Consider the following 24684-nt stretch of genomic DNA (forward strand, 5'->3'; position numbering starts at 1 on the left):
GGGGCACACCATGCACTTCATCCAGCCCGAGAAACACACGCGCCGCGCCTTCCTGCGCCGCGCCGGTCAGCTCGCCTTCACGGGCGCAGCCCTGCCCACCGCGCTGAACCTCGCGGCCATGGCCGATGCCGCCGCGTTCGACGCCACGGACTACAAGGCCCTGGTGTGCGTGTTCCTCAACGGTGGCAACGACTACGCCAACACCGTGATCAACTACGACAACACCAGCTACGACCAGTACAGCGCCATCCGCGGGGGCGGCGCCGGTCGCACGGCCGGCGGCATTGCGCTGGCGCAGGCCGACCTCACGCCCACGCTGCTCAACCCCACGGTGGCACTGCCCGGCGGCAAGCAGTACGCCCTGCACCCGGCCATGACCGGACTGGCGGGCCTCTTCAACAGCGGCGCCGCAGCGGTGCAGCTCAACGTGGGCCCGCTGGTGGTGCCCATCACCCGCCAGCAGTACCAGGGCAGCAACCGCACGCTCTATCCGATTCCGCCCAAGCTGTTCTCTCACAACGACCAGCAGTCGGTGTGGCAGTCGTCGCAGCCCGAAGGCGCCACCACCGGCTGGGGCGGCCACATCGGCGACCTCGCGATGTCGTCCAACACCAGCCGCGTGCTCACCTGCATCTCGGTCACGGGCAACACGGTGTTCCTCTCGGGCGACTCCGCGCTGTCCTACCAGGTCAGCACCGGCGGCGCGGTGAGGATCAACGCGCTCAACGGCAACGTCTACAACTCGGCCGCGGTGCGCGGCGCCATGACACAACTGGCGCTGCAGACACGCGGGCATGTGCTGGAGAACGAATACAACCTCGTGACCGCGCGCGCCGTGGGCGCCGAGAGCGCCATCACCGCCGCGCTCGCCAGCTACCCGGCCAACGCGGCCGCGTTCAGCGCTTTCCCCACCGGCAACAACCTGGCCGACCAGCTCAAGCTGGTGGCGCGCCTCATTGCCGCGCGCAACGACCTGGGCAATCGCCGCCAGGTGTTCTTCGTGTCCATCGGGGGCTTCGACCTGCACGACAACCTGATCGCCGGCCAGGCCACCCTGATGGGGCGCCTGAGCGCTGCCCTCACCGCGTTCCACGCGTCTACCGTGGCGCTCGGCGTGGCCAACCAGGTGACGGCGTTCACCGCGTCCGATTTCGGCCGCACGCTGACATCGAACGGCGACGGCTCCGATCACGGCTGGGGCAGCCACCACTTCATGGTGGGCGGCGCCGTGCGTGGCAAGGCCTTCTACGGCAAGGCGCCGCCGGTGAGCGTGACCAACTCCAATGTGGACGCCAACGACCAGTGGCACGTGGGCCAGGGCCGCCTGCTGCCCAGCACCTCGGTGGACCAGTACGCCGGCACCATGGCCACGTGGTTCGGTGTGCAGGGCGCGGAGATGAACGGCATCCTGCCGAACCTGACGAATTTCAACAGCGTCGACTACCCGACCAACCTGGGGTTCATGAGCTAGACAGGCTCCCCCCGCGCCGCGCCTTCGGCTCGTCACCCCCCAGGGGGCAACACCTGCGGCCTGGCGAAGCCAGTCCGCGGTGTTTCTCGATGGCTCCGCTTCACGCGATGCGCCGCTAAGATGGCCCAGATGTTTCAACAGGGCCATCCATGATCGACCTCTACACCGCCGCCACGCCCAACGGACACAAGGTGTCCATCGCGCTTGAAGAACTGGGTCTGCCCTACACACTGAAGGTGATCGACCTCACCGCCGGCGAGCAACGCAAGCCGGCGTTCCTCGCCATCAATCCGAACGGGCGCATCCCCGCCCTCATTGACCGCGAGGAGGACGACTTCGCCGTGTTCGAGTCCGGCGCCTGCCTGATCTACCTGGCGGAGAAGACCGGGCGCCTCATGCCCACCGATGCGAAGGGCCGCTCGCGCGTGCTGCAGTGGCTCATGTTCCAGATGGGCGGCATCGGGCCGATGATGGGCCAGGCCAATGTGTTCTTCCGTTACTTCCCCGAGAAGATCCCGGCCGCCATCGACCGCTACCAGGGCGAATGCAGGCGCCTCTTTCGCGTGCTGGACGGGCACCTGCAACACCACGAGTACCTGGCCGGCGACTACTCCATCGCCGACATCGCCAACTGGGCGTGGGTGCGCACGCACCGGTGGTCGGGCGTGGAGATCGACGACCTTGTGCACCTCAAGCGCTGGCGCGATGCGATCCGCCAGCGCCCGGCCGTGCAGCGCGGCATCGAGCAGCCGGCATCGAAAGTGGATCTCACGCGCGATGGCGACGAAGCGGCGAAGCGGTTCTCCGAAGAAGCCCGCACGATGGTGGAAACCGGACGGAGCAGGTCATGAAGTTGTATGTGGCGCCACGCGCCCCCAACCCGCGCCGCGTGCAGATGTTCCTGATCGAAAAGGGCATTCGGGATATCGAGCAGGTCAACGTGGACCTCAATGCCAACGAGCACAAGGCAAGCAGGTTCCGGCAGAAGAGCCCGCTCGCGCGCATTCCCGTGCTGGAGCTGGACGACGGCCGCATGCTGAGCGAGACCCGCGCCATCTGCACCTGGCTCGAAGGCCATGTGCCCACGCCGAACCTGATGGGTGTGGATGCCGACGAGCGCGCCTTCATCGAAATGGCGGACCGCCGCATGGAGTGGTACTTCATGCTGCCGCTGGCCCAGGCCATCCGCCACACCCACCCTGGCCTGGCGCCGCTGGAACAGCCGCAGGTGCCCGAGTTCGGCCAGTCTCAACTGCCCAAGGCCATGGAAACCGCCGCCTGGCTCGATGCCGAACTGCAGCGCCACGAATGGGTGGCGGGCGACCGCTTCACCATCGCGGACATCACCGCGTTCTGCACCGTGGAGTTCGCGCGGCTCATGCGCTTCAAGCCGGCGGAATCGGGGCTGCACGCGCTGCAGGCCTGGCGCGACCGGGTCGCCGCTCGGCCTTCGGCGCAATAGCCTCGCCCAGCCGCCCTCAGCGCCAGGGCGTGGAGGTCTGCTCCAGCGCTTCCTCCATCGTCGGCAAGGCCTGCAGGCCCGCATCCAGCCGCTGCTGCAGCCCGGTCAGCAGGGCGGCCACCGTGGTGGGCGCGAGCGTGGCCGGCGCGTGGGACAGCAGGCCTTGCGCGGTGCTCAGGTCGTTGAGCCCACCCAGGAGTGCCTGCGCGTCCGACAGCGCCGCCGCACTGCGCGCCAGCCGCTTGCGGGGCAGCAGACTGCCGAGGAATTCCTGCGAGTAGCGCAGTTTCTTGAGCGCGATGCGCAGGTCGTGCCGACCTTCCGGCCCGAGCCGTCGCGCCTGCCGGGCTTCGCGCCGCAGGTCTGCATGGCCCTTGCGCAGCGTGCCGTGCGCCCAACGGGCGAGCCCTGCCTCGGGCCACGGCGTTCCCGCCGGCGGATCGGCGGGCTCGAGAGCGAGCACCGCGCGCGTGAAGGCCAGCAGGCGCAGCGCATGCGCGCTGTCGCCGAGCGCGGCGGCAGCGCGTTCGCAGGCCGCGTGGCGTTCGCTGCTCACCCAGCCGAGCAAGGCATCCACCTGCTCGGCGGATGCCGCGTCCGGTGGCAGTTCCGCCAGCAGCCCGGGCAGCCATTCGGTGGCGAACACGTCCCAGTTGCGGGCGTCGCCCAGTTCGTTGGCCAGGTGCTTCCACTCGCCGGCCCAGTGGCGCGCAAACCGCTGCGGCAGATGGGCGCGGAACAGCCTCAGCCCGGTCCGCAGGCGGCGCAGGGCCACGCGCGCCTGATGCACGAACTCGGGGTCGGGTGGCGCGTCGTCCGCGCCGGCCTGGCACACACCGCCTTCGTTGGCCTGCAGGTGTGAGAGGCAACTGAGCGCAGCGGCGCGGAAGGCCTGCACCGGATGCATGGCGGCATCGAGCTGCAGCGCAGCGGCCTTCTGCGGCTGCGCACGCTCGCCCATGAAAAGCGCGTAGCCGCGTTCGGCTTTGCTCCGGTTGGCCGGCAACAGCCGCAGGCCTTCGGCGGCGTTCCCCTTGCGACCCAGGGCCAGGGTGTGGGCCAGATCCAGCAAGCCATCGACCGGGCCGTCGAGCAGCTCGAGTTCCAGCTCCAGAATCGGTTGGCGCTGGCTCCCGGTGGCGATGAAACCCTGGTCGAGCGCGAGCTCCACCTGGGCTGCGCCGTGCTCGATCAGCCAGGTGCGGCGGATGAAATCGGTGCGGAAGACGGGCACGAGTTGCCAGGCCACGCGGATGAGCTGTTTAGCCAGCGCTTCGTCGTCGACCAGCGCGCCGAATTCGAACGCGCCGGGGCGTGTGGGCGCTTCCCACTCGCCACGCCGGGAAAGGCCGCCCACCGAGGTGCCCGCAGTCTTCACGGTGAGCAGCGTTTGCCGGCCCACGCGGCGCTCACGCACAGCCATGCGTTGCGCGCGAAGCGCCAGGGTGGATGTGTCGAAGTAGGTGTTGAGCAGGCGCTCACGCCGGGGCGACTGCGCACTCAAAAGCGGGTGGGTCAGCAGGCCTGGCAGGTCCAGCGGGTGCAGTTCGAGCTTGAGTTCGGTTTCCTGGGACATGGCGCAGAGTCTGCCAGCATGCATGACATCGGACTACCTTCAGAGCATGACAAGTGGGCGTTTACAGCCGGTAACCCGCCATCGACACCCCGCGCCCCACAATCCACCGCCAGGCCATCGAGGCCTGGGCAACCCCACGAGAAGAATCCACATGAACAACACCACACGCATTCCCGCCCTTTTGCTCGGTCTGACCTTGGGGATGGGCACTGCCACGGCCCTGGCCGAGAAGCCCGACTGGGCTGGTAAGCCTGGAAAAGGCGAGAAACACCAGAAAGAGTTTCGATCCGAGGATCGCGCACCCAGCCGCGACCGGGGGTCATCCACCAACGTCGCCATCAACGTGCAGATCGGTGGCTTCTTCGGCGAACCGCAGCGCATGGCCGCGCGCGAGTACTACGCGCCGCAATTCCGCGCTGGCAACTGCCCACCGGGCCTGGCCAAGAAGAACAATGGCTGCCTCCCGCCTGGCCAGGCCAAGAAGTGGCAACTAGGCCGCCCACTGCCGCGCGACGTGGTGTATTACCCGGTGCCCAGCGGCATTTCCGTCCAGCTCGGGCTGCCGCCTTCCGGTCACAAGTACGTGCGCGTGGCGGCAGACATCCTTCTGATCGCCATCGGCACTGGCCTGGTGGTGGACGCGATCGAGGACCTCGGACGGCTGTGACCGGTCGGCATGGCTGGGTCGGCCTCTGGCCGCCCCGTCAGTTCGGGGTGGCAACCGCCAGCAGGCGCCGCAGGTAGTGCCCCGTGTGGCTGGCGGCATTAGCGGCCACGTCTTCCGGCGTGCCCTGCGCCACCACCGTGCCACCGCCGGCGCCGCCTTCAGCGCCCATGTCGATGACCCAGTCGGCGGTCTTGATCACGTCGAGGTTGTGTTCGATCACCACGATGGTGTTGCCGGCGTCGCGCAGCTGGTGCAGCACCTTGAGCAGCAGTTCGATGTCGGCGAAGTGCAGGCCGGTGGTGGGCTCGTCGAGGATGTAGAGCGTGCGGCCGGTGTCGCGCTTGGAGAGTTCCAGCGCGAGCTTGACGCGCTGTGCCTCACCGCCCGAGAGCGTGGTGGCGCTCTGGCCCAGCTGGATGTAGGACAGGCCCACATCGAGCAGGGTCTGGAGCTTGCGGTGCAGCGTGGGCACGGCGTTGAAAAAGGCGTGCGCCTGTTCCACGGTCATGTCGAGGATCTGCGCAATGTTGCGGCCCTTGTACTGCACATCCAGCGTCTCGCGGTTGTAGCGCTGGCCGTGGCAGACCTCGCAAGGCACGTACACATCGGGCAGGAAATGCATCTCGACTTTCACCACCCCATCGCCCTGGCAGGCCTCGCAGCGGCCGCCGGCCACGTTGAAGCTGAAGCGGCCCGGACCGTAGCCGCGCTCGCGCGCGGTGGGTACCTCGGCCATGAGATCGCGGATGCCGGTGAACAGCCCGGTGTAGGTGGCCGGGTTGCTGCGCGGCGTGCGGCCGATGGGCGACTGGTCGACGTTGATCACCTTGTCGAAATGTTCGATGCCTTCGATGGCTTCGTGCGCGGCGGGCTCTTCGTGCGAGCGGTACAGCGTGCGCGAGACGGCGGCATACAGCGTGTCGTTCACAAGCGTGGACTTGCCGGACCCCGAGACACCGGTGACGCAGGTGAGCAGGCCCACGGGGAAGGCCGCGCTCACGCCCTTGAGGTTGTGCCCCGTGGCGTTGACGACGCGGATTTCCTGCAGCTCGCCGAGCGTGGCCTGGTGCGCGGCCTCGCGCGCGGCGCGGCGTTCGGCCGCGGGGCTGGGCGCGAACCGGGATTTCGCGGGCGCAGCAGCGCTGGCCTTGCGCACCACCGGCAGCCAGGGCGTGCGGCGATCGGGCACCGGGATGCGGCGCGCGCCGCTGAGGTACTGGCCGGTGAGCGAGCCGGGCGCGGCCATCACGTCGGCGCAGCTGCCTTGCGCCATCACGCGGCCGCCGTGCACGCCTGCACCGGGCCCCATGTCGATCACGTGGTCGGCGGTGCGGATCATGTCCTCGTCGTGCTCGACGACCAGGACGGTGTTGCCCAGGTCGCGCAGGTGCTGCAAGGTGCCGATGAGGCGATCGTTGTCGCGCTGGTGCAGGCCGATGCTGGGCTCGTCGAGCACGTACATCACACCCGTGAGGCCGCTACCGATCTGGCTGGCCAGGCGGATGCGCTGCGCCTCGCCACCCGAGAGCGTGTCCGCGCTGCGGTCCAGGCTGAGGTAGTTCAGGCCGACGTCGTTCAGAAACTTCAGCCGCTGGCGGATCTCGTTGATCACGCGCGCGGCGATGTCGGCCTTGGCGCCCTTGAGTTCCAGCTTCTGGAAGTAGGCCAGCGCCTCGCCCAGCGTGACGTGGCTGATCCTGTAGATGGGCTGCTTCTGCTCGCCTTCGCCCACGAAAACGTACCGCGCCTCGCGGCGCAGGCGTGAGCCACCGCAATCCGGGCAGGGCTGCACGGCGCGGTAGCGCGCCAGTTCCTCGCGCACGGCCACGCTGTCGGTTTCGCGGTAGCGGCGTTCAAAATTGCGGATGATGCCTTCGAAGGGATGCTTCTTGGTGATGCGCTTGCCCGCGCGCTCGCCCGATTCGAGCGCGTAGCTGAATTTCACCTCGTCCAGGCCCGAGCCGTAGAGCAGCACCTGCCGCACCGGTTCGGGCAAGGATTCCCAGGGCGCCTCGGTGTCGAATTGATAGTGGGCCGCCAGGCTCTCGATCATGGCGAAGTAATAGCCGTTGCGCCGGTCCCAGCCCTTGATGGCGCCGCTGGCCAGGCTCAGGCTCGGGAAGCCCACCACGCGGCTGGGATCGAAGAACTCGGTGTGGCCCAGGCCATCGCAGGTCGGGCATGCGCCCATGGGCGAGTTGAACGAGAACAGGCGCGGTTCGAGCTCGCCCACCGTGTAGTGGCACAGCGGGCAGGAAAAGCGGGCGGAGAACACATGTTCGTGCGGCGCTGCGGTGGTGTCTTCATCGCCCTCCATCTCCATCGCAATGGCCTTGCCGTCGGCCAGTCGCAATGCAGCTTCGAAGCTCTCGGCCAACCGTTGCCGCAACGGGTTGACCCCTTCGTCCTCCCCATCGCTGCGCACCTTGATGCGGTCGATCACCACATCGATGTTGTGTTTCTCGGTCTTCTTCAACGCCGGCAAGGCATCGAACTCCAGCACCGCGCCGTCGACGCGGAAGCGCACATAGCCTTGCGCCTGCATGTCGGCAAAGAGCTCGACGAACTCGCCCTTCTTCTCGCGCGCCACCGGCGCCAGGATCATCAGGCGCGTGCCCTCGGGCAGGGCGAGCACGGCGTCCACCATCTGCGCCACGCTCTGCGAGGTGAGCGGCAGGTCGTGATCGGGGCAATGCGGCGTGCCGGCGCGCGCGAACAGCAGGCGCAGGTAGTCGTGGATCTCGGTGACCGTGCCCACGGTGGAGCGCGGGTTGTGCGACGTCGCCTTCTGCTCGATGGCGATGGCTGGGGACAGGCCCTCGATCAGGTCCACATCGGGCTTGTCCATGAGCTGCAGGAATTGCCGCGCGTAGGCCGACAAGCTCTCGACGTAACGGCGCTGGCCTTCGGCGTACAGCGTGTCGAACGCCAGGCTGGACTTGCCCGAACCCGACAGCCCGGTGATCACCACCAGCGAATGCTTGGGGATGTCGAGGTCGATGTTCTTGAGGTTGTGCGTGCGCGCGCCGCGCACCGACAGGAAGGCGCTGGCGTGGCGCAGCGCCGGGGCCAGATCGGTGAGGTTCAGGGCCGGTGGCAGGTTCTGGTTCAAGGCGCGCTCGGGGGGTGTTCAGGGCAACCCGACATGATAAGCCGGCTGGTGATTTCATGCGATCCCGCCCGGTGCGCGCGGCGCTTTCGCTGACAATACCGGTCTTTCGCCCACCCGCCACGCACGCCTTGTCGTCCTCCCAGCCCGCCCTCTCAACCCCGGTCCCCGACACGGGCGACGGGATGCGCATGACGCCCGCCGAGCGCCGCGCCAGCGGGGCGCTGGCCTCCATCTACGCGTTGCGCATGCTGGGCCTTTTCCTGGTGCTGCCGGTGTTCGCGCTGCAGGCGCGCCACTACCCCGGCGGTGACGATCCCGCCCTGGTGGGGCTGGCCATGGGCATCTACGGCCTCACGCAGGCCCTGCTGCAGGTGCCGCTGGGCATGGCATCGGACCGGCTGGGCCGCAAGCCGGTGATCCTGGCCGGCCTGGCGGTCTTCGCGCTGGGCAGCCTGCTGGCCGCATGGGCGCCCTCCCTGCCCTGGCTGGTGGCCGGGCGCGCGTTGCAGGGCGCGGGCGCCATCTCGGCAGCGGTCACGGCCCTGCTGGCCGACCTCACGCGCGACCAGGTGCGCACCAAGTCGATGGCGCTGGTGGGCATCAGCATTGCGCTCATGTTCGCGCTCTCGCTGGTGATGGCGCCATTGCTGGTGCCCCACATCGGCCTGGCGGGCCTGTTCGCCCTCACCGCCGCGCTGGCGCTGGCCGGCATGGCGGTGGTGGCCTGGGTGGTGCCCCCCGAGCCGGCGCTGCCGCAAACCGGCGGGCGGGGCGGCCTGCGCGAGGTGCTGGCCCACGCGGAACTGCTGCGCGTGGACCTGGGGGTGTTCGTGCTGCATGCGGTGCAGATCGCCATGTGGATGGCCGTGCCCGCACTGCTGCTGGAAACCGGCGTGCCCACCGCCGAACACTGGAAGATCTACCTGCCTGCGGTCCTGGCTTCGCTGCTCATCATGGGCGGCCTGTTGTTCCGGCTGGAGCGCATGGGCCACTTCAAGGCCGTGTACCTGGGCTCGATCGCCCTCATCGCGCTGGTGCAACTGGGTTTCCTGCTCAGCCTGCAGGCGCCTTCGCTGTGGCTGGCAGCCCTGCTGCTGTGCCTGTATTTCGTGGGCTTCAACACGCAGGAGGCCAGCCAGCCCAGCCTGGCCTCGCGCCTGGCCGAGCCGCGCCAGCGCGGTGCGGCGCTGGGTGTCTACAACACACTCATGTCGCTCGGCATCTTTGCCGGGGGCAGCCTGGGCGGTGTGGTGGTGAAGGCCTGGGGCAGCACCGGCGTGTTCACGGCCAGCGCGGTGCTGATGCTGGTCTGGCTGGTCATCGCGTGGCCGATGGGGAACACCCCCTTGCGCCGCTGACGCGACTTCCCCCCTCTCTGGCGCGCCTTCGGCGCTTGGAAGGGGGACGATGTCTGTGGCCCGGCAGAGCCGGCTCCACGCCATCTCTGGATTCAGCCACGTCCTTCCGTCGAGGGCGGCAGGCCGGTCGCGTCCAGCGGCCGGGGTTCGCGCAGCGAACGCATCATGAGCAAGGACATGGTGCTGTAGAGCGGGCGGCTGATCATGCGCGAGACCAGGCTGGCCAGCAGCGCACAGGCCATCAGGCTGAGCACCATGTTGTGGCCATCGGTCATCTCCATGACGATGATCATGGCGGTGATGGGGGTCTGGGTGACGGCCGCCAGAAACCCGCACATGCCCAGCGCGATCAGCGCCACGCCGTGCGGTGAAGACAGCAGCCAGGCCACGTCGGCGCCCAGACCGGCGCCAATCGACAAACTGGGCCCGAAGATGCCGCCCGGCACGCCACTCCAGGCGGAGAGCCAAGAAGCCACGAACTTCAGGCCGGTGAACAGGAAGGGTTGATGCCCACCCTCGGCATTCGCCGCCTGATCCAGCAACTCGCGCGTGTGCTCGTGGCCCACGCCCACTGTCGCTCCGTCGCTGACCACCACGATCAGAGCCACCATGAAGCCACAGAACGCCGCGAAGGTCACGGGGCGCTTGCGGCGGTAGGCACAGAAGCGATCGGGCAAACCGGTGAACGAGGCGAGCATGAGCCGCGAGAGCAGGCCGCCCAGCAGGCCGCAGCCCAGCGCCACCACGGCCCCCGGCAACAGGAGGCTCCACCACGACAGCTCATCGGCGCGCACGCGCCCGAAGTAGGAAAGGTTGCCGAAGGCCGACACCGCCACCAGGCCGGCGATCACGATGGCCGCGAGCATCAGGCCGCTGCTGCGGTCGAGCAGGCGGCGCGAGAGTTCCTCGATCGCGAACACGATGCCACCCAGTGGCGTGTTGAACGCCGCCGCGATGCCGGCAGCGCCACCGGCCACCAGCAGTTCGCGGTCGCTGATGCCCGAGGTGGGCGAAAGCCAGCGCCGCGCGTGCAGCATGATGCCGGCGGCCACCTGCACCGAGGGACCCTGCCTCCCGATCGACAGGCCCGCCAGCAGGCCACCGGAGACCGCCAGGATCTTGGCGCCGCTCAGGCGCAGCGACACGAAGCGCGAACGCTCTCGCAGCGGCGTGGCCGGGTCCAGCGCGGTGAGCACCTGGGGCACGCCCGAGCCGGCCGCGCCCGGCGCCCACTTTCGCACCGCCCAGACCACCAGCGCGGTGAGTGCCGGTGTCCACAACAACGGCGCCCACCACCACCCGCCGCGCAGCCCGCTGTAGAGCTCGACCGCCGCATCGGCGAGCAAGGTGAACAGCACCACCGCAAGGCCCGTGAGCACCGCGTACCCGATGACCACCACGCGGTCGAGCCACTGGCGCATGTCGCCCATCTCGTCGCGCACGTTCTTCAGGAAATCGGGTTCGCCTTTCATCGCAGGGCAGTGTAAGGCCCGGTCTCCACGGCCAGTCCCGTGCGGCGCGAAGGCGAGGGCAGTTGCGGCACAATGGCAGGCCGCTTTGCGCGGCCGCGCCCACGAGGGCTGCCGCCACCACCTCTCAGGACACCACCATGGCATCTGTCAACAAAGTCATCCTCGTCGGCAACTGCGGCCGCGACCCCGAAATCCGCTACCTGCCGTCTGGCCAGGCCGTGGCCAATGTCAGCGTGGCCACGTCGAGCCGGCGCAAGGACAAGAACAGCGGCGAGATGATCGAAGACACGCAGTGGCACCGCGTCACCTTCTACGACCGCCTGGCAGAGATCGCTGGCGAGTACGTGAAGAAGGGCCGCCCGATCTATGTGGAAGGCCGCCTGAAGTACGGCAAGTACACCGACCAGGCCGGCGTGGAAAAGAACACCGTGGACATCATCGCCACCGAGCTGCAGTTGCTCGGCGGCCGTGAAGGCATGGGCGGTGGCGGCGGCGAAGAAGGCGGCGGCGGTGGCGGCTACTCGCGCCCGCCTGCGGCCGCCCCGCGTGCACCCGCCGCACCGCGGCAGGCCCCCGCGGCCGCGCCGGCCCGCCAGTCCAGCGGCTTCGACGACATGGACGACGACATTCCGTTCTGATCCGACTCGCTCTCCGAGTAGCCCGCCGCCCACCAGGCCGCGGGCTTTTTTATTCAGCGCGCGTAGGTCAGCGGCAGCGCGGTGGTGAGCTTGAGTTCCTCCATGGCAAAGCTCGAGCTCACGTCGTGCAGGCTGGTGCCGTCGATCAGGCGCTTGTAGACACGGTCGTAGGCGGCGATGTCGGGCACCACCACGCGCAGCAGGTAGTCCACGTCGCCGCTCATCCGATAGAACTCGACCACTTCGGGGATCGCCTGGACGGTGGCGCGAAACTGCTCGAACCAGGCCTGGGTGTGGGTGCTGGTGCGCACCGAGACAAACACCGTCACGCCCACATTGACCTTCTGCGGATCGACCAGCGCCACCTGCCGGGTGATGACGCCCGTCTCCTTGAGCCGCTGGATGCGCCGCCAGCAGGGCGTGGCGGACAGGCCGACCTGCTCGGCAATCTGAGCCACCTGCTGCTCGGCGTTGCGCTGGAGGATGTCGAGGATGCGGACATCGATGGAATCCAGTTTCATTTTTTAGATCCGATCTGGTATGAGGTTCTCAATCTACCGCAATTCACGCAAACCAATGCATGTGGATTGCACGGCGACACGCGCAGAATTTGCGCTCCTCCCCACACCCGACGCCACCGAATGGACATTTACCTCGACGCGAACGCGACCACCCCGGTCCTGCCGCCCGCGCGCGCCGCCGCGCTGGCCGTGATGGCCGATGCCTTCGGCAACCCCAGCAGCGTCCACGGCAGCGGCCTGCGGGCGCATACCCTGCTGGCGCGCGTGCGCGCCAGCGCGCGGCGCACGCTGGCGGTACCGGCGGGCCAGATGCTCTTCACCAGCGGTGCGACCGAGGGCATCCACACGGCCGTGCTGTCGGCGCTGGTCGAGTTGCGCGCGCGCCGCCAGGCCGATGCGAACACGCCCACGCTCCTGCTGTACGGCGCCACGGAACACAAGGCGGTGCCGGCCGCGCTCAGACACTGGAATCAACTCCTCGGCCTGCAGCTGTCCATCCTGCCCATTCCCGTGGACAGCGACGGCCGCCACGACCTGGCCTGGCTCGCCGGACACGCGCCGCGCGCCGGACTGGTCTGCACCATGGCCGCTAACAACGAGACCGGCGTGATCAGCGACCTCGATGGCATCGAGGCCGCTCTGGGCCAGAGCCGCGCGCTGTGGATGGTGGACAGCGTGCAGGCGCTGGGCAAACTGCCCCTGAACCTGGCCGGGCGGCGCGTGGACTACGCGCCGTTTTCGGGCCACAAGCTCTACGCGCCCAAGGGCGTGGGCCTGCTGTATGTGCGCGAAGGTTCCCCGTTCACGCCCCTGTTCACTGGCGGCGGCCAGGAGGGCGCCCTGCGCGCCGGCACCGAGAACATGGCCGCTATCGCCGCGCTGGGCGCCGTGCTGGACGCCCTGGACGATGGCGGGACCTTCCACAGCCTGGCCACGCTGCAGGAACACCGCCGCCGCCTCGCCACCGCCCTGCAGATCGCCTTTCCCGGCCTGGTGTTCAACGCACCGGACGCCATCTGCCTGCCCACGACGTTGAATTTTTCCGTCCCCGGCGTGTCGTCCCAGGCCCTGCAACAGGCGTTCGATGCGGCGGGACTTTGCGTGAGCGGTGGTTCGGCCTGCGGCGCCGCGCTGGCCCAACCGAGCCACGTGCTCGAGGCGATGGGCTTGCCGGCGTGGCAGGCGACCGGGGCCATCCGCCTGTCGTTCGGCGCTGCCGACAGCAGCGATCTCATTGACCAGGCCTGTGCGCGCATCGTCTCGTGCGGTGCCTCGCTGGCCGCCGCGGCGCCCACGTCAGAACTGGGCATCAGCGCCGCACAGGCCGGCGCGCTGATGAAGGCCACGCCCGGTGCGGTGCTGGTCGACGTGCGCGAGGTCCACGAACAGGCACCGTGCGAAGGATCGGCACTGGCCCAAGTCTTCGGGTGCGAATCGGCACCCGGGTCCGTGTTGTCCCGGCACCTGCGTGGCTGGCTCGAACTCCCCGTCGAGGTGCCTGTGGTGTTCTTCTGCCAGAGCGGCCAGCGCAGCGCACGCGCCGCTCGCGCCCTGCGCGAGCAGGGCCACGCGCTGGCGTTCAGCCTGCAGCCAGCAAGCCCCCCACTCGCTGTTGCAGCAGCTCGGGCGACACCGTCGCAGGCGCAGCCGGCGCACCCACGTTGAGTCCCACGCGGCTGAAAAAGCCGCGACGGAACGGCCGCACCATGGCCACGCGCTCACCATCGCGCTCTTCCACCCGGCTGAAGAACGAGCCCCAGAGGTTGGTGAGCCCCATGGGAATCACCGGAGGTTGCAGGCCTTCGAGTGCGGCGAGTTCCAGGATCTTCATCACGCCGCCCTTGAAGGGCTGCAACTGGCCGTCGCGGGTGATGCCGCCTTCGGGGAAGATGGCCAGCAACTCGCCTTCTCGCAGCGCGGCGGTGGCCGCTTCGAAGGCGGCCTCGTAGGCCGCGGGGTCGTCTTTCTGCGGTGCGATGGGAATCGCCTTGGCCAGGCGGAACAGCCCGCCGAGCACCGGCACCTTGAAGATGCGGTGGTCCATGAGAAAGCGGATCGGGCGCGGGCTCGCGGCCATGAGCAGCACCGCATCGACGAAGCTCACGTGGTTGCAGACGATCACCGCCGCACCTTCGGTGGGAATGTGCGCGTCGCCCGTGACGCGGAAGCGGTACACCAGGCGCGAGGCGATCCACGCCACGAAGCGCAGCAGGTATTCGGGCACCAGCATGAAGATGTAGAAGGCCACCACCGCATTGGCCAGGCCCACCAGCAGGAACATCTGCGGAATCGTGAAACCGGCGCCCAGCAGCGCACCGGCGATGACCGCGCTGGCGATCATGAACAGCGCGTTGAGGATGTTGTTGGCGGCGATGATGCGCGCACGGTGCGTCGGCTGGCTTCTCATCTGGATGAGTGCGTACATGGGCACGCTGTACAGGCCGGCGAACAGGCTGAGCAGGGTCAGGTCGGCCAGCACGCGCCAGTGCGCGGGCATCGCCAGGAACTCGGCCACGCCGAGGCTGCCCGCAGGCGGCAGGCCCCTCGAGGCGAAGTATAGGTCGATCGAGAAGATGCTCATGCCGATGGCACCCAGCGGCACCAGGCCGATCTCCACGTGCCGGCGCGAGAGCACTTCGCACAGCAGGGAGCCGGTGCCGATGCCGATGGAGAACACGATCAGCAGCAGCGAGGCCACCTGCTCGTTGCCGTGCAGCACTTCCTTGGCGAAGCTCGGGAACTGGCTCAGGAACACCGCGCCGAAGAACCACATCCAGCTGATGCCCAGCACCGAACGGAACACCACCGTGTTGCCGTGCGCCAGCTTGAGGTTGCGCCAGGTCTCGGTGAACGGGTTCCAGTTGATCTTCAGGCCCGGATCGGTGGCCGGCGTGGCAGGCACGTAATGCGAGGTGGCGCGACCCAGCAAAGCCAGTGCCACGCAACTCAAGCCCACGTGGTGCGCGCCGATCTCGGGCACGGCGATGATGAGGCCACCGGCGAGGTTGCCCAGCAGGATGGCCACGAAGGTGCCCATCTCCACCATGCCGTTGCCGCCGGTGAGCTCGCGCTCGCCCAGGTGGTGCGGCAGGTAGGCGAACTTGACCGGGCCGAACAGCGTGGAATGCAGCCCCATGAGGAAGGTGCACGCCAGCAGCAGCGGGATGTGGGCCGAGAAGAACGACCACGCCGCCAGCGCCATGATGAGGATCTCCAGCCGCTTGACGAAGACGATGAGCGTCTTCTTGTCGTACTTGTCGGCCAGTTGCCCGCTGGTGGCGGAGAACAGCAGGAACGGCAGGATGAACAGCGCGCCGATCACCAGTCCGGCCATGGCGGGCGGCAGCCATGCCACCTGCAGCTGGTAGGTCACCATCACGGTGAAAGCGAACTTGAAGAGGTTGTCGTTCGCGGCGCCGAGGAACTGGGTCCAGAAGAACGGGGCAAAGCGACGCTGCCCGAGCAGGGCGAACTGGCCTCCCTCGTGGGTGGATGGGTGTGCAGACATGGGGTCTCCTCCGATCGGGCTGGGGTTGAGTTATGGAGTGGGTTCAGCGCCGTGCCGCTGGATTCTGCCGCAGCGGCAGGCCCTTCATGGCGGCGAGCACGGGCACGGCGGCGAGCGCGGCGGCCACGTGCTTGAGGCTGTGGCCGGAGACCCATTCGCCGGTGGCGTGGAACACGGCGGCGTCGCCCATCTCCAGCGCCTTGGCCAGCGCATAGAGCGCGATCAGCGCACCCAGGTGCACGCCGATGGCGCCCGCCACAGGGCGTTGGAACGTGGCCCAGGCGATCGCGGCCACCCCGCCGAACTGCACCACGGACCATGGCAGCACGTTGTTGTGTGTGAGCGGCAACACGGCAGAAACCAGTGCCGTCGCCAGCGTGAGGCTCAGGACCGCCGCCACGGGCCGTGGACCCACGCGCTCGGCCACCGCCAGCGACAAGGCACCGGCAAACGCCACCGCCATGCCCATGCGGTCGGCCACCAGGCCCAGGGAGGTCGGGTTGGCGTGGTACCAGGCAGAGCCCAACCCCGACAGCAGCAGGCCTGCAAAGAACACGTGCAAGGTCCAGCCCGTTTCCAGGGCCACCCGCCGCGCCGACAAAGCCCGGAGGCCCAGTGCGCCCGCCCCCATCAGGGGCAGGTTGCTCAGCACGTCCATGGCGTTGGGCAGGCCCCACAAGACGCGGGCATCTGCAAACGGGTGACCGTGGGCGTGCAGGTGCGTGTGGCCATGCGGGTTGAGCGCGAGGCCGGACGCTGCCAGCAGTTCGGGCCCGAGCACCAGGGCCAGCAACCAGAGCGCCAGCCAGGCGGCGCCAACCGGTTGGAGCCAGGCGGGGGATGCGGTTTGAGAGGTCATGTAGAGGCAGCAGAGTTGAAGTGGCCGCAGTGTCTGGCGAGCGACCGGCTGCAAGGTGTCGATTTCCGATACAGTCGATCCCGTTTCCATTTCAGGTATCGAATTTCAATACCATTTGCCCGCCGGGAGTCGCATGAGCACCACCACCGATCTCGTCCTCGCCGTGAAGAAGGAGCTCAAGTCCGCGCAGATGACCTACGCCGACCTGGCGCAGGCCATGGGCATGGCGGAATCGAGCGTCAAGCGCATGCTGGCCAGGGGCGACATGTCCCTCTCGCGGGTGGACGCGATCTGCCGCGCGCTCAAGCTGGATTTCGCCGACCTCGCGCGGCGCGTGGCGGATGCACAGCCGCTGATGCGCGAGATGACGCACGAACAGGAGCGCGCCGTGGTAGCCGACAAGAAGCTGCTGCTGGTGGCCATCTGCGTGCTCAGCCAGTGGACACTGGAACAGATGACCACCGCTTACCGCCTGAGCGAAGCGGATGGGGTGAAGTGCCTGGCTCAGCTCGACCGCATCGGCATCATCGAGTTGCGCCCGCTCAACCGCTACCGCCTCAAGCTCGCCAAGACCTTCCGCTGGCGACCGCACGGTCCGGTGATGAACTACTTCCGCGATCACGCCTTGCTCGACTACTTTTCCGGCGGCTTCGATGGCACGGGCGAAGGCCTGATGCTGGTGCACGGCTCGGTGAGCCGCACGCTGGCGCCGATGTTCCTGGAGCGGCTTCAGCGGGTGGCGCAGGATTTCGCCCAGCAGCACCAGACCGACCAGAAGCTGGCCGCGAAAGACCGCGAGGGCTACACGCTCGTGCTGGCCATGCGCAGCTGGGAGTTCGAGGCCTTCGGTCAGCTTCGACGCTGAAGGGGTTCACCCGGCTTGCCGCCGCTGCCGACACTGGCATGATGGCGGGCTTTCGTCCCAGGCTTCCATGAACGACCACTCCACGCCACCTGCTCCTGCAGCCCCCCGCCCCGATCGGCGACGTCGCAACCACGCGGGACAGGCCTCTCCCCAGGGCCGCCCGCCGGCGCCACGCCAGCACCCGGTGCTCGATCAGCTCGCGCAGCTTTACCCCGCGTTGTTCGGCGACGTGCTCAAGCCCCTCAAGCGCGGCATCTTCCAGGACCTGCTCGACGCCCAGCCCGGCGTGCTGGAGGCCGACAGCCTGAAGGCGGCGCTGGCGCTGCACACGCGCTCCAGCCGCTACCTGACGGTGGTGGCCTCAGGGCAGCAACGCCACGACCTCGCCGGTGAACCTGTGGAAGCGCTCACGCCCGAACAGGTGCACCACGCACTGGTGGAGGTGTTTCGCCGCCGCCAGAGCCGCACGCCCGAGGACCTCGTGCCCAAGCTGCGCCAGCGCATCGCGCAGGCGTTCGAGGCATCAGGCCTGGGCGCGGAGGCGTACGCCACGCTCACGCAGAGCCGCGACGAAGTGGTCAACGAGATCACGCGCCTGGCGCTCGCCGATGCCAGCGGTCGCATGGCACGCGACGCCGCGCTGCTGCGCGCCTTCGAGACCAGCGGGCAGACGGTGGAGGCGTTTGCGGACATGTACGGCATGCCGGTGCAGGACGCGCGGCGCACACTGGAGCGCGCGCGCGGCAGGCAGGTGGCCGGCGCCTGAACCGCATGACGAGAATCACCGCCGAAGCCGAATCACCGTACGCATGGTGGCGGCTGGCGGTGTCGCTCGCGCTCATGACGCTGGGCGGCGCGGGCATGTACTCGATCACCGTGGTGCTGCCCAGCATCCAGACCGACTTCGGCATCGATCGGGGTGCGGCCTCCTTTCCCTACACGCTGACCATGATCGGCTTCGGCGTGGGCGGCATCCTCATGGGCAGGCTCTCGGACCGCTATGGCGTGATGGTGCCGGTGCTCGGTGGCGCCGTGGGCCTCGGGCTGGGCTTCATCGCCGCGAGCGCGTCCACCAGTCTGTGGCAGTTCACGCTCGCGCAAGGCCTGTTGATCGGCCTGCTCGGCACCTCGGCCACCTTCGCGCCGCTGGTGGCCGACACCTCGCGCTGGTTCACACGCCGCCGCGGCATTGCGTTGGCCATCTGCATGAGCGGCAACTACGTGGCGGGCGCCATCTGGCCCCCGGTGATCCAGCTCTTCACCGAGGGCGGTGGCTGGCGGCAGGCCTACTTCAACATCGGCGTGATCTGCCTGGTGGTGATGCTGCCGCTGGCGCTGGTGCTGCGGCGGCCACCGCCGGCGCTGGCGGGTGCCGAACCTGTTCCCGTCGGCACTGCGCCTTCTGCGGCCGTGGCCAGCGAACGCCCGCTGGGCCTCTCGCCGGGCACCCTGCAGGCCCTGCTGTGCGTGGCCGGGGTGTCGTGCTGCGTGGCGATGTCGATGCCTCAGGTGCACATCGTGGCGTATTGCACCGACCTCGGGTTCGGCGCGGCGCGCGGCGCCGAGATGCTCTCGATCATGCTGGGCATGGGCGTGGCGAGCCGGCTCATTTCGGGATGGATCTCCGACCGCATCGGTGGCCTGCGCACACTGCTGCTGGGCTCGGTGCTGCAAGGCATCGCGCTGCTGATGTTCCTGCCGTTCGACGGCCTCGTGCCGCTGTACCTGATCTCGGGCATGTTCGGGCTCTTCCAGGGCGGCATCGTGCCGAGCTACGCGCTCATCATCCGCGAGCATTTCTCGCCCGTGCAGGCCGGTGTGCGCACCGGCACCGTGCTCATGGCCACGCTGCTGGGCATGGCGCTGGGTGGCTGGATGTCGGGCGCGATCTTCGACCTGACCGGCTCCTACCAGGCGGCCTTCGTCAACGGCATCGGCTTCAACCTGCTCAACGTGGGCATCGTGATCTTTCTCTTGCGACGCGCCCGCGCACGCGGCGTGGGGCTGGGTCGGATCAGCCCGTCGCCAGCGGCATCGTGAACACCGTCAGCACGCCGGTGTAACCGTACAGGCGGTGGTGGGCGATCTCGCCACCGGCAAAGTAACCCACCAGCGGCACATCGCCCAGCGCACGGCGCACGGTCTGCAGCTCGGCGCTGGGGCTGCCGAAATGCGGCCCTCCGCGTCCCGCACAGCTGACGTAGATGGCACCGGCGATGCGGCGCGCCGGCTGTGGCAGGGCATCGGGCTCGTTGCCGGCGAGCGCACGGGCCGTGCTCATGCCCATCTCCTCGGGTTCGAGTTCCTCGCGCACTTCGGCACACACCCGGATCAGATCGGCCCGCGCGGCCTGCGCATTGCGTTCACAGAAGGCCAGGCGCGTGCCCACGGGCACCACCTCCGCGATGGCGATGCCGCGTCGCCCCGGATCCAGCCCGATCAGGTGGCGCACCATGACTTCGGTGCCAAACTGCCCCCGCATGCGCGAGGTGTTCGCGCCGGAGGCAGCGAGCGCGTCGTCCTGCTCGTGGGTGGGTTCAACGTGCGTGAGACCCACCAGCGTGGCGCGCAGGCGCGGCATGGCCTGCTCTGGCTGGTCCAGCGAGATCTCTCGCTCGCGAAGCAGCACGTCGAGCGCGGGCTCTCCATCGAGCTGGAGAACGAGGTTGCCATCGGCGGCGGTGACGGTGCGTTCGCGGTCGACCGGTTGAGCGCCCTGCGTGACGCGCGAGACCAGGCCCACGTCCTCGCCAAACGCCACGCCGCTCAGGCCGCCGAAATACACCCCGCTGGCCGCGCCCTGGCCGGTGAGATTGCCCGCGCTGCCCAGCGAAAACTGCACGCTGGTGCCCCGGCTGCCGGCGAGGCCGCCGAACACGTAGCCGCTGTGGGTGCGATCGGCCACCTCCGCAATGAGCTCGGCGAGTTCGGGCGTGCGCCCGTCCGCATGGACCAGCGCCGTGTGCGCCTGGAAGCCCTGCGATCCGGCCGCACGGCCGCTGGCCAGCAGCGGCGCCACACCGCTGAACACGCGGTACTGGTCCGGACTCAGATCGCACAGCATCACGCACAGCGCAGGCTCGTCGAAGTACTCCACGTTGTTGGCCGAGATGCCGACCCCCACGGTACCGGTCCAGTCGGTCACCTCGGGCAGCTCTGCACTCAGGTGCTCCAGGATCGCCTGGGCCTCGTCCGCGTAGTGATCGGTGATGTAGAGCAATGCCAGCGAAGGCGTGGCGGCGAAATCGGGCAGCGCCATCTGCGCACGCAACTGCGCCAGCACCAGGGCGGCGGCCATGCGCCACTGCGGGTGCGTGGCGTGCGCGTAGGGAAAGAGCTTCATGGCGTCAGCGTTTGCGGCTCGCGGCGGATTTCCGGGGTGCGGCCTTTTTCGCCGCGGCCTTGCGCGTTGGTGTGGCGCGCGAACCGCTCACGGCCTTGGCCGCCGCGCGACCCACGCCAGCGGCCATGCCCACGTTGCGCGCCACGGTGTCGGTGAGGTTGCGTGTGACCTTGCCCGCCACGCCGGTGGCGGTCTTCATGGCCTGACCCGTGAGCCCGCTGGCCACCTGGCGCGTGGTGTCCAGGGCGGATTGTTTCGCCGCGTCCTTCATGGCGTTGGTGGCGATCTGCTGGAACTGCTGCGACAGCGCGCCCCACCATTGCACCGGGTCCACCACACCGCCGGCGGGTGCGGCGGGTGTCGCGGATTTGCGCGCAGCCGGGCGCGCCTTGCGCCTCGGGGTGGCGCGGGGCGCGGGCGCTTCTTCCGGCGGCTCTTCGTCGTCTTCTGGCTCGGCCTCGGCCTCCGTCCTGCCGTAGGTGCGCGGCGGCACCTCGAGTCCGGCGAACTGCGAGGGCGCACGGGCCGTCGCACCCGTGAAGCTGGAGAGCGTGTCGGCCGCCTTGATCTTGAGCGCGTTGGCCACGTCGCCCATGCTGAAGTTCATCGACTTCAGCGTGGACAGCGTCATCTTCTGCACCTCCAGCGCCTGGATGGTGGCGCCCAGCGCCTTGGAATTCTGGTCGAGCCAGAAGTGCACCGCCTTGAGTTCCTCGATGCGCTTTTCCAGGTCTTCCACGTTGAAGGTGGGCGCGACCCAGTGGCCCAGGTTGGGCAACTGCGGGATGTTCTGGCTGATGCCTTGCGCCACCCCGCCAGCCGCCTGGCCCGCGAGGTTCTGCAGGAACTCGAAGCCGGGAACGAACTTGCCGAAACCGCTGCTGGGGGCGTCGCTCATGTGAGTCTCCTAGGGCTGGTCCACACCATAGCGGGGTGCTCGGCGCTCACGCAAGGATGCCACACCTTCCCGCACATCGGGGCCCGCAAACCCCATGAATTCGAGCGCCAGCGACGTGTCGAACGCAGGACCGGCCTGGCGCAGCCAGTTGTTGAGCGAGTACTTGGTCCAGCGGATCGCGGTCTGGCTGCCGCTGGCCAGCCGGTCGGCCACTTCGTAGGCCTTGCCCAGCAAGGCCGCATCGTCCACCGCGAGCGATACCAGGCCGATGCGTTCGGCCTCTTCGCCACTGATGGGGTCGCACAACATGAGGTAGTACTTGGCCTTGGCCAGGCCGCAGAGCAAGGGCCAGACGATGGCCGCGTGGTCGCCTGCCGCCACGCCCAGGCGCGTGTGGCCGTCGACGATTTTCGCGGTCTTCGCGGCGATGGAAATGTCGGCCAGCAGCCCGGCGACCAGGCCCGCCCCCACCGCGGGGCCGTGCATCGCGCTCACAATGGGCTTGTCGCAGTTGATCACGTTGTAGACGAGGTCGCGCGCCTCCTTCCACACACGCGTGCGCACCTCGAAACCGGTGGCCATGTCCTGCACCAGCGCCAGGTCGCCGCCGCCAGAAAATCCCATGCCGCTGCCGCGCAGCACCGCGCAGCGCACGCTGTCGTCTCGCCCCACGTCGCGCCAGATCTCGCTGAGCTCCCAATGGCCTTCATGGCCGGCGGTGGGCAGCTTGCCGTTGCCGCCGGGCCCATCGGCGCGCATCTGGATGTCGAGCACCGACGGAACACCGTCCACGCTCGGGCCGCGTCGGGTGATGGATAGGGTCTGGTAGCGGCTGTAGTCCACGGGGGTCATGCAGGTCTCCGATAGGGTGTTGAGCGAAGGTCAGCGTCATGGCAGCCGACCGCCTTTGAATTGTGCTTGACCTGTGTCAAGCCAGCGCTGTGCACAAGGGCGCACGATGGAACGACCCCATCAGGAGATGAACATGAACGCCCCCTTGTCCGATACCTTCAAGATCCAACTGCTCGCCCTGCGCGCCGACACCGTGGCGCAGCTTCGCGCTCAACGGGGCGGCGCACTGGGCCGAGCGGAAACCGCCGCCGACGCACTGGCCCTTGCCAGCGACGACCAGGCCAGCGCAGATGCTCAGCGCGACATGGCGTTCGCCTTGGAAGAACGCGAGTCGGCAGAACTGATTTCCATCGAGGCGGCCCTGCAGCGCATCGCCGACGGCAGCTATGGTCTGTGTGTCGATTGCGGCGTATCGATCCCCAATGCGCGGTTGCACGCCAACCCCATTGCCATGCGCTGCGTCGCCTGCCAGAGCGCGCTGGAAGACGGTCCGATCAGGGCCTGACTTTCGTGACAGTGGGTATGCTCGTGGCCATGACCACCCAGAGCCCCACCCTGACCACCCGCAGCCTCTTTCACTTCGCGTTCAACGTCACCGATCTGGATGAAGCTCGTCGGTTCTACGGAGGCGTGCTCGGCTGCACCGAAGGCCGCAGCACCGAGACCTGGGTCGACTTCGATTTCTTCAGCCACCAGATCTCGCTGCACCTGGGCGAGCCGTTCCCCACCGCGCGCACCGGCCATGTGGGTGAGCACCTGGTGCCCATGCCGCATTTCGGTCTGGTGCTTCTGCTGCCCGAATGGAAAGCCCTGGCCGAGCGGCTTCAGGCAGCGGGTGTGGACTTCGTGCTGCCGCCGCAAGTGCGCTTCGAAGGCCAGCCGGGCGAGCAGTGGACGATGTTCTTCTGCGACCCCTTCGGCAACCCGATCGAGGTGAAGGGGTTTGCATCGCTGGAGCAGGTTTATGCCAGCTGAAGTCGCCCGCTCGGGCTGAGCTTGTCGAAGCCTTTGTGCGATGCGTCGAGTGAGCCCTTCGACAGGCTCAGGGCGAACGGGTTTTGACTTACGCCTGACTTGGCGCAGCAATTTTCTGTTCGATCGCACCAAAGATCGACTGCCCGTCCTTGCCTTTCATCTCGATGCGGATGGTGTCGCCGAACTTCATGAACTCGGTCGAGGGCTTGCCGTCCAGGATGGTCTCGATGGCGCGCTTCTCTGCGATGCAGCTGTAGCCCTTGGGCCATTCCTTGCGGCCATCGACCTCCACGCCCTTGTTGCTCACCGTGCCGCTGCCCACGATGGAGCCGGCGCGCACGTTGCGGGTCTTGCCGATGTGGGCAATGAGCTGGCCGAAGTGAAAGGTCATTTCGGGCCCGGCGTCGCACATGCCGACCTTGCGGCCATTCCAGGTGGAGTGCAGCGGCAGGTGCACGCGGCCACCTTGCCATGCGTCCCCGAGTTCGTCAGGCGTGACCGCCACCGGGCTGAACGCGGTGGCCGGCTTGCTCTGGAAGAAGCCGAAGCCCTTGGCCAGTTCGGCAGGGATCAGGTTGCGCAACGACACATCGTTGGCCAGCATCAGGAGGCGGATGCCGTCGAGCGCCTGCTCGGACGAGACGCTCATGGGCACGTCGCCGGTGACCACCGCAATCTCGGCCTCGAAGTCAATGCCGAAGTCCTCGCTGGGCACCACGACGTCGTCGCGCGGGCCGATGAAATCATCGCTGCCACCCTGGTACATGAGCGGATCCACGTAGAACGACTCGGGCACCTCGCTGTTGCGGGCGGCGCGCACCAGTTCCACGTGGTTGATGTAGGCGGAACCGTCGGCCCACTGGTAGGCGCGCGGCAGCGGCGCCATGCACTGCGCCGGATCGAAGGGAAACGCATGCCGCGCCTTGCCCTGGTTGAGCGTGACATACAGGTCCTGCAACTGCGGGCTGATGAAGTTCCAGTCGTCCAGCGCCTGCTGCAGCTTGTGCGCGATGCCGGTCGCATAATGCGCGGTGCTCAGGTCGCGGGAAACCACCACCAGTTGTCCATCGCGCGATCCATCTCTGTAAGTGGCGAGTTTCATGCAAG

Annotated in this window: 22 protein-coding genes; 12 read left to right on the top strand and 10 right to left on the bottom strand. The window is 68.2% G+C overall.

Annotated elements, in window-relative coordinates; all coding sequences use genetic code 11:
• The first annotated feature begins 10 nt into the window (after window positions 1-10).
• The 3 genes from ACTIEY_RS19560 to ACTIEY_RS19570 all read left to right on the top strand — a co-directional run bounded on the left by ACTIEY_RS19560 (window position 11) and on the right by ACTIEY_RS19570 (window position 2933).
• The gene (locus ACTIEY_RS19560) at window positions 11-1471 is read left to right on the top strand and encodes a DUF1501 domain-containing protein (protein ID WP_439520826.1); all 1461 of its coding nucleotides are present in this window, start codon (window positions 11-13) and stop codon (window positions 1469-1471) included.
• Between the two features lie 149 nt (window positions 1472-1620).
• On the top strand, window positions 1621-2322 hold the full coding sequence (locus tag ACTIEY_RS19565; protein WP_439520827.1) for a glutathione S-transferase family protein: 702 nt from the start codon (window positions 1621-1623) through the stop codon (window positions 2320-2322).
• On the top strand, window positions 2319-2933 hold the full coding sequence (locus ACTIEY_RS19570; RefSeq protein ID WP_439520828.1) for a glutathione S-transferase family protein: 615 nt from the start codon (window positions 2319-2321) through the stop codon (window positions 2931-2933). Before ACTIEY_RS19565 ends, ACTIEY_RS19570 begins: the two co-directional genes overlap by 4 nt.
• A gap of 16 nt (window positions 2934-2949) precedes the next feature.
• Here the strand turns inward: ACTIEY_RS19570 and ACTIEY_RS19575 are convergent, their stop codons facing one another.
• The gene (locus tag ACTIEY_RS19575; protein WP_439520829.1) at window positions 2950-4509 is read right to left on the bottom strand and encodes a CYTH and CHAD domain-containing protein; all 1560 of its coding nucleotides are present in this window, start codon (window positions 4507-4509) and stop codon (window positions 2950-2952) included.
• A 151-nt stretch (window positions 4510-4660) separates the two neighbouring features.
• Between ACTIEY_RS19575 and ACTIEY_RS19580 the strand changes: the two genes are divergently transcribed.
• A complete protein-coding gene (locus ACTIEY_RS19580; RefSeq protein WP_439520830.1) occupies window positions 4661-5176 on the top strand; it encodes a hypothetical protein in 516 nt (171 codons plus the stop codon).
• A 37-nt stretch (window positions 5177-5213) separates the two neighbouring features.
• Here the strand turns inward: ACTIEY_RS19580 and uvrA are convergent, their stop codons facing one another.
• Window positions 5214-8264: an excinuclease ABC subunit UvrA gene (uvrA, locus tag ACTIEY_RS19585; protein WP_439520998.1), complete on the bottom strand. Its 3051-nt coding sequence runs from the start codon at window positions 8262-8264 to the stop codon at window positions 5214-5216.
• A 212-nt stretch (window positions 8265-8476) separates the two neighbouring features.
• Between uvrA and ACTIEY_RS19590 the strand changes: the two genes are divergently transcribed.
• On the top strand, window positions 8477-9646 hold the full coding sequence (locus tag ACTIEY_RS19590) for an MFS transporter (protein ID WP_439520999.1): 1170 nt from the start codon (window positions 8477-8479) through the stop codon (window positions 9644-9646).
• A gap of 92 nt (window positions 9647-9738) precedes the next feature.
• Here the strand turns inward: ACTIEY_RS19590 and ACTIEY_RS19595 are convergent, their stop codons facing one another.
• On the bottom strand, window positions 9739-11118 hold the full coding sequence (locus tag ACTIEY_RS19595; protein ID WP_439520831.1) for a chloride channel protein: 1380 nt from the start codon (window positions 11116-11118) through the stop codon (window positions 9739-9741).
• Window positions 11119-11255: 137 nt separating this feature from the next.
• Here ACTIEY_RS19595 and ssb point away from each other — a divergent pair, with 137 nt between their 5' ends.
• The gene (ssb, locus tag ACTIEY_RS19600; RefSeq protein ID WP_439520832.1) at window positions 11256-11756 is read left to right on the top strand and encodes a single-stranded DNA-binding protein; all 501 of its coding nucleotides are present in this window, start codon (window positions 11256-11258) and stop codon (window positions 11754-11756) included.
• Window positions 11757-11809: 53 nt separating this feature from the next.
• Here ssb and ACTIEY_RS19605 read toward each other — a convergent pair whose 3' ends face one another.
• On the bottom strand, window positions 11810-12277 hold the full coding sequence (locus tag ACTIEY_RS19605; protein ID WP_439520833.1) for an Lrp/AsnC family transcriptional regulator: 468 nt from the start codon (window positions 12275-12277) through the stop codon (window positions 11810-11812).
• Between the two features lie 120 nt (window positions 12278-12397).
• Here ACTIEY_RS19605 and ACTIEY_RS19610 point away from each other — a divergent pair, with 120 nt between their 5' ends.
• Window positions 12398-13942, top strand: a complete 1545-nt coding sequence (locus ACTIEY_RS19610) for an aminotransferase class V-fold PLP-dependent enzyme (protein ID WP_439520834.1) — start codon at window positions 12398-12400, stop codon at window positions 13940-13942.
• Here ACTIEY_RS19610 and ACTIEY_RS19615 read toward each other — a convergent pair.
• A complete protein-coding gene (locus ACTIEY_RS19615; protein WP_439520835.1) occupies window positions 13857-15785 on the bottom strand; it encodes an MFS transporter in 1929 nt (642 codons plus the stop codon). The genes ACTIEY_RS19610 and ACTIEY_RS19615 overlap by 86 nt on opposite strands.
• Window positions 15786-15828: 43 nt before the next feature.
• Window positions 15829-16644, bottom strand: coding sequence for a hypothetical protein (locus tag ACTIEY_RS19620; protein ID WP_439520836.1), 816 nt, complete (start codon window positions 16642-16644; stop codon window positions 15829-15831).
• 133 nt (window positions 16645-16777) lie between these two features.
• Here ACTIEY_RS19620 and ACTIEY_RS19625 point away from each other — a divergent pair, with 133 nt between their 5' ends.
• The 3 genes from ACTIEY_RS19625 (at window position 16778) to ACTIEY_RS19635 (ending at window position 19549) form a co-directional block, all read left to right on the top strand.
• Window positions 16778-17509 (top strand): helix-turn-helix domain-containing protein, encoded by a 732-nt coding sequence (locus ACTIEY_RS19625; protein WP_439520837.1) that lies wholly within the window; start codon window positions 16778-16780, stop codon window positions 17507-17509.
• Window positions 17510-17576: 67 nt separating this feature from the next.
• A complete protein-coding gene (locus ACTIEY_RS19630) occupies window positions 17577-18275 on the top strand; it encodes a ProQ/FinO family protein (protein WP_439520838.1) in 699 nt (232 codons plus the stop codon).
• Between the two features lie 5 nt (window positions 18276-18280).
• Window positions 18281-19549 carry an MFS transporter gene (locus ACTIEY_RS19635; protein ID WP_439520839.1) on the top strand — a complete coding sequence of 423 codons (1269 nt, stop codon included), beginning with the start codon at window positions 18281-18283 and terminating at the stop codon, window positions 19547-19549.
• Here the strand turns inward: ACTIEY_RS19635 and ACTIEY_RS19640 are convergent.
• Genes ACTIEY_RS19640 through ACTIEY_RS19650 form a run of 3 tightly spaced genes read right to left on the bottom strand, consistent with a single transcriptional unit; the run spans window position 19524 to window position 22593 of the window.
• Window positions 19524-20852, bottom strand: coding sequence for an FIST signal transduction protein (locus tag ACTIEY_RS19640; RefSeq protein ID WP_439520840.1), 1329 nt, complete (start codon window positions 20850-20852; stop codon window positions 19524-19526). The two genes, ACTIEY_RS19635 and ACTIEY_RS19640, sit on opposite strands and share 26 nt — an antisense overlap.
• Before the next feature lie 4 nt (window positions 20853-20856).
• Entirely contained in the window at window positions 20857-21750 is an 894-nt protein-coding gene (locus tag ACTIEY_RS19645; RefSeq protein WP_439520841.1) for a PhaM family polyhydroxyalkanoate granule multifunctional regulatory protein, read from the bottom strand.
• 9 nt (window positions 21751-21759) lie between these two features.
• Window positions 21760-22593: an enoyl-CoA hydratase/isomerase family protein gene (locus ACTIEY_RS19650; protein ID WP_439521000.1), complete on the bottom strand. Its 834-nt coding sequence runs from the start codon at window positions 22591-22593 to the stop codon at window positions 21760-21762.
• A gap of 142 nt (window positions 22594-22735) precedes the next feature.
• Here ACTIEY_RS19650 and ACTIEY_RS19655 point away from each other — a divergent pair, with 142 nt between their 5' ends.
• Together ACTIEY_RS19655 and ACTIEY_RS19660 are read left to right on the top strand one after the other, a co-directional pair.
• Entirely contained in the window at window positions 22736-23107 is a 372-nt protein-coding gene (locus ACTIEY_RS19655) for a TraR/DksA family transcriptional regulator (protein WP_439520842.1), read from the top strand.
• Window positions 23108-23136: 29 nt separating this feature from the next.
• Window positions 23137-23577, top strand: a complete 441-nt coding sequence (locus ACTIEY_RS19660; RefSeq protein WP_439520843.1) for a VOC family protein — start codon at window positions 23137-23139, stop codon at window positions 23575-23577.
• A gap of 88 nt (window positions 23578-23665) precedes the next feature.
• On the opposite strand, the gene ACTIEY_RS19665 is transcribed toward ACTIEY_RS19660, so the two are convergent.
• Window positions 23666-24679, bottom strand: coding sequence for a fumarylacetoacetate hydrolase family protein (locus ACTIEY_RS19665; protein WP_439520844.1), 1014 nt, complete (start codon window positions 24677-24679; stop codon window positions 23666-23668).
• Window positions 24680-24684: the final 5 nt, after the last annotated feature.

This window comes from Hydrogenophaga sp. (genome assembly GCF_051858985.1).
In the GTDB taxonomy this organism is placed as follows: Bacteria; Pseudomonadota; Gammaproteobacteria; order Burkholderiales; family Burkholderiaceae_C; genus Hydrogenophaga.

Coding starts and splice junctions, on each gene's coding strand:
- ACTIEY_RS19665 (WP_439520844.1), bottom strand. CDS start 24,679: ATGAAACTCGCCACTTACAGAGATGGATCGCGCGATGGACAACTGGTG.
- ACTIEY_RS19590 (WP_439520999.1), top strand. CDS start 8,477: ATGACGCCCGCCGAGCGCCGCGCCAGCGGGGCGCTGGCCTCCATCTAC.
- ACTIEY_RS19660 (WP_439520843.1), top strand. CDS start 23,137: ATGACCACCCAGAGCCCCACCCTGACCACCCGCAGCCTCTTTCACTTC.
- ACTIEY_RS19605 (WP_439520833.1), bottom strand. CDS start 12,277: ATGAAACTGGATTCCATCGATGTCCGCATCCTCGACATCCTCCAGCGC.
- ACTIEY_RS19560 (WP_439520826.1), top strand. CDS start 11: ATGCACTTCATCCAGCCCGAGAAACACACGCGCCGCGCCTTCCTGCGC.
- ACTIEY_RS19620 (WP_439520836.1), bottom strand. CDS start 16,644: ATGACCTCTCAAACCGCATCCCCCGCCTGGCTCCAACCGGTTGGCGCC.
- ACTIEY_RS19635 (WP_439520839.1), top strand. CDS start 18,281: ATGACGAGAATCACCGCCGAAGCCGAATCACCGTACGCATGGTGGCGG.
- ACTIEY_RS19645 (WP_439520841.1), bottom strand. CDS start 21,750: ATGAGCGACGCCCCCAGCAGCGGTTTCGGCAAGTTCGTTCCCGGCTTC.
- ACTIEY_RS19640 (WP_439520840.1), bottom strand. CDS start 20,852: ATGAAGCTCTTTCCCTACGCGCACGCCACGCACCCGCAGTGGCGCATG.
- ACTIEY_RS19655 (WP_439520842.1), top strand. CDS start 22,736: ATGAACGCCCCCTTGTCCGATACCTTCAAGATCCAACTGCTCGCCCTG.
- ACTIEY_RS19615 (WP_439520835.1), bottom strand. CDS start 15,785: ATGTCTGCACACCCATCCACCCACGAGGGAGGCCAGTTCGCCCTGCTC.
- ACTIEY_RS19575 (WP_439520829.1), bottom strand. CDS start 4,509: ATGTCCCAGGAAACCGAACTCAAGCTCGAACTGCACCCGCTGGACCTG.
- ACTIEY_RS19570 (WP_439520828.1), top strand. CDS start 2,319: ATGAAGTTGTATGTGGCGCCACGCGCCCCCAACCCGCGCCGCGTGCAG.
- ACTIEY_RS19630 (WP_439520838.1), top strand. CDS start 17,577: ATGAACGACCACTCCACGCCACCTGCTCCTGCAGCCCCCCGCCCCGAT.
- ACTIEY_RS19565 (WP_439520827.1), top strand. CDS start 1,621: ATGATCGACCTCTACACCGCCGCCACGCCCAACGGACACAAGGTGTCC.
- ACTIEY_RS19595 (WP_439520831.1), bottom strand. CDS start 11,118: ATGAAAGGCGAACCCGATTTCCTGAAGAACGTGCGCGACGAGATGGGC.
- ACTIEY_RS19580 (WP_439520830.1), top strand. CDS start 4,661: ATGAACAACACCACACGCATTCCCGCCCTTTTGCTCGGTCTGACCTTG.
- ssb (WP_439520832.1), top strand. CDS start 11,256: ATGGCATCTGTCAACAAAGTCATCCTCGTCGGCAACTGCGGCCGCGAC.
- ACTIEY_RS19610 (WP_439520834.1), top strand. CDS start 12,398: ATGGACATTTACCTCGACGCGAACGCGACCACCCCGGTCCTGCCGCCC.
- ACTIEY_RS19625 (WP_439520837.1), top strand. CDS start 16,778: ATGAGCACCACCACCGATCTCGTCCTCGCCGTGAAGAAGGAGCTCAAG.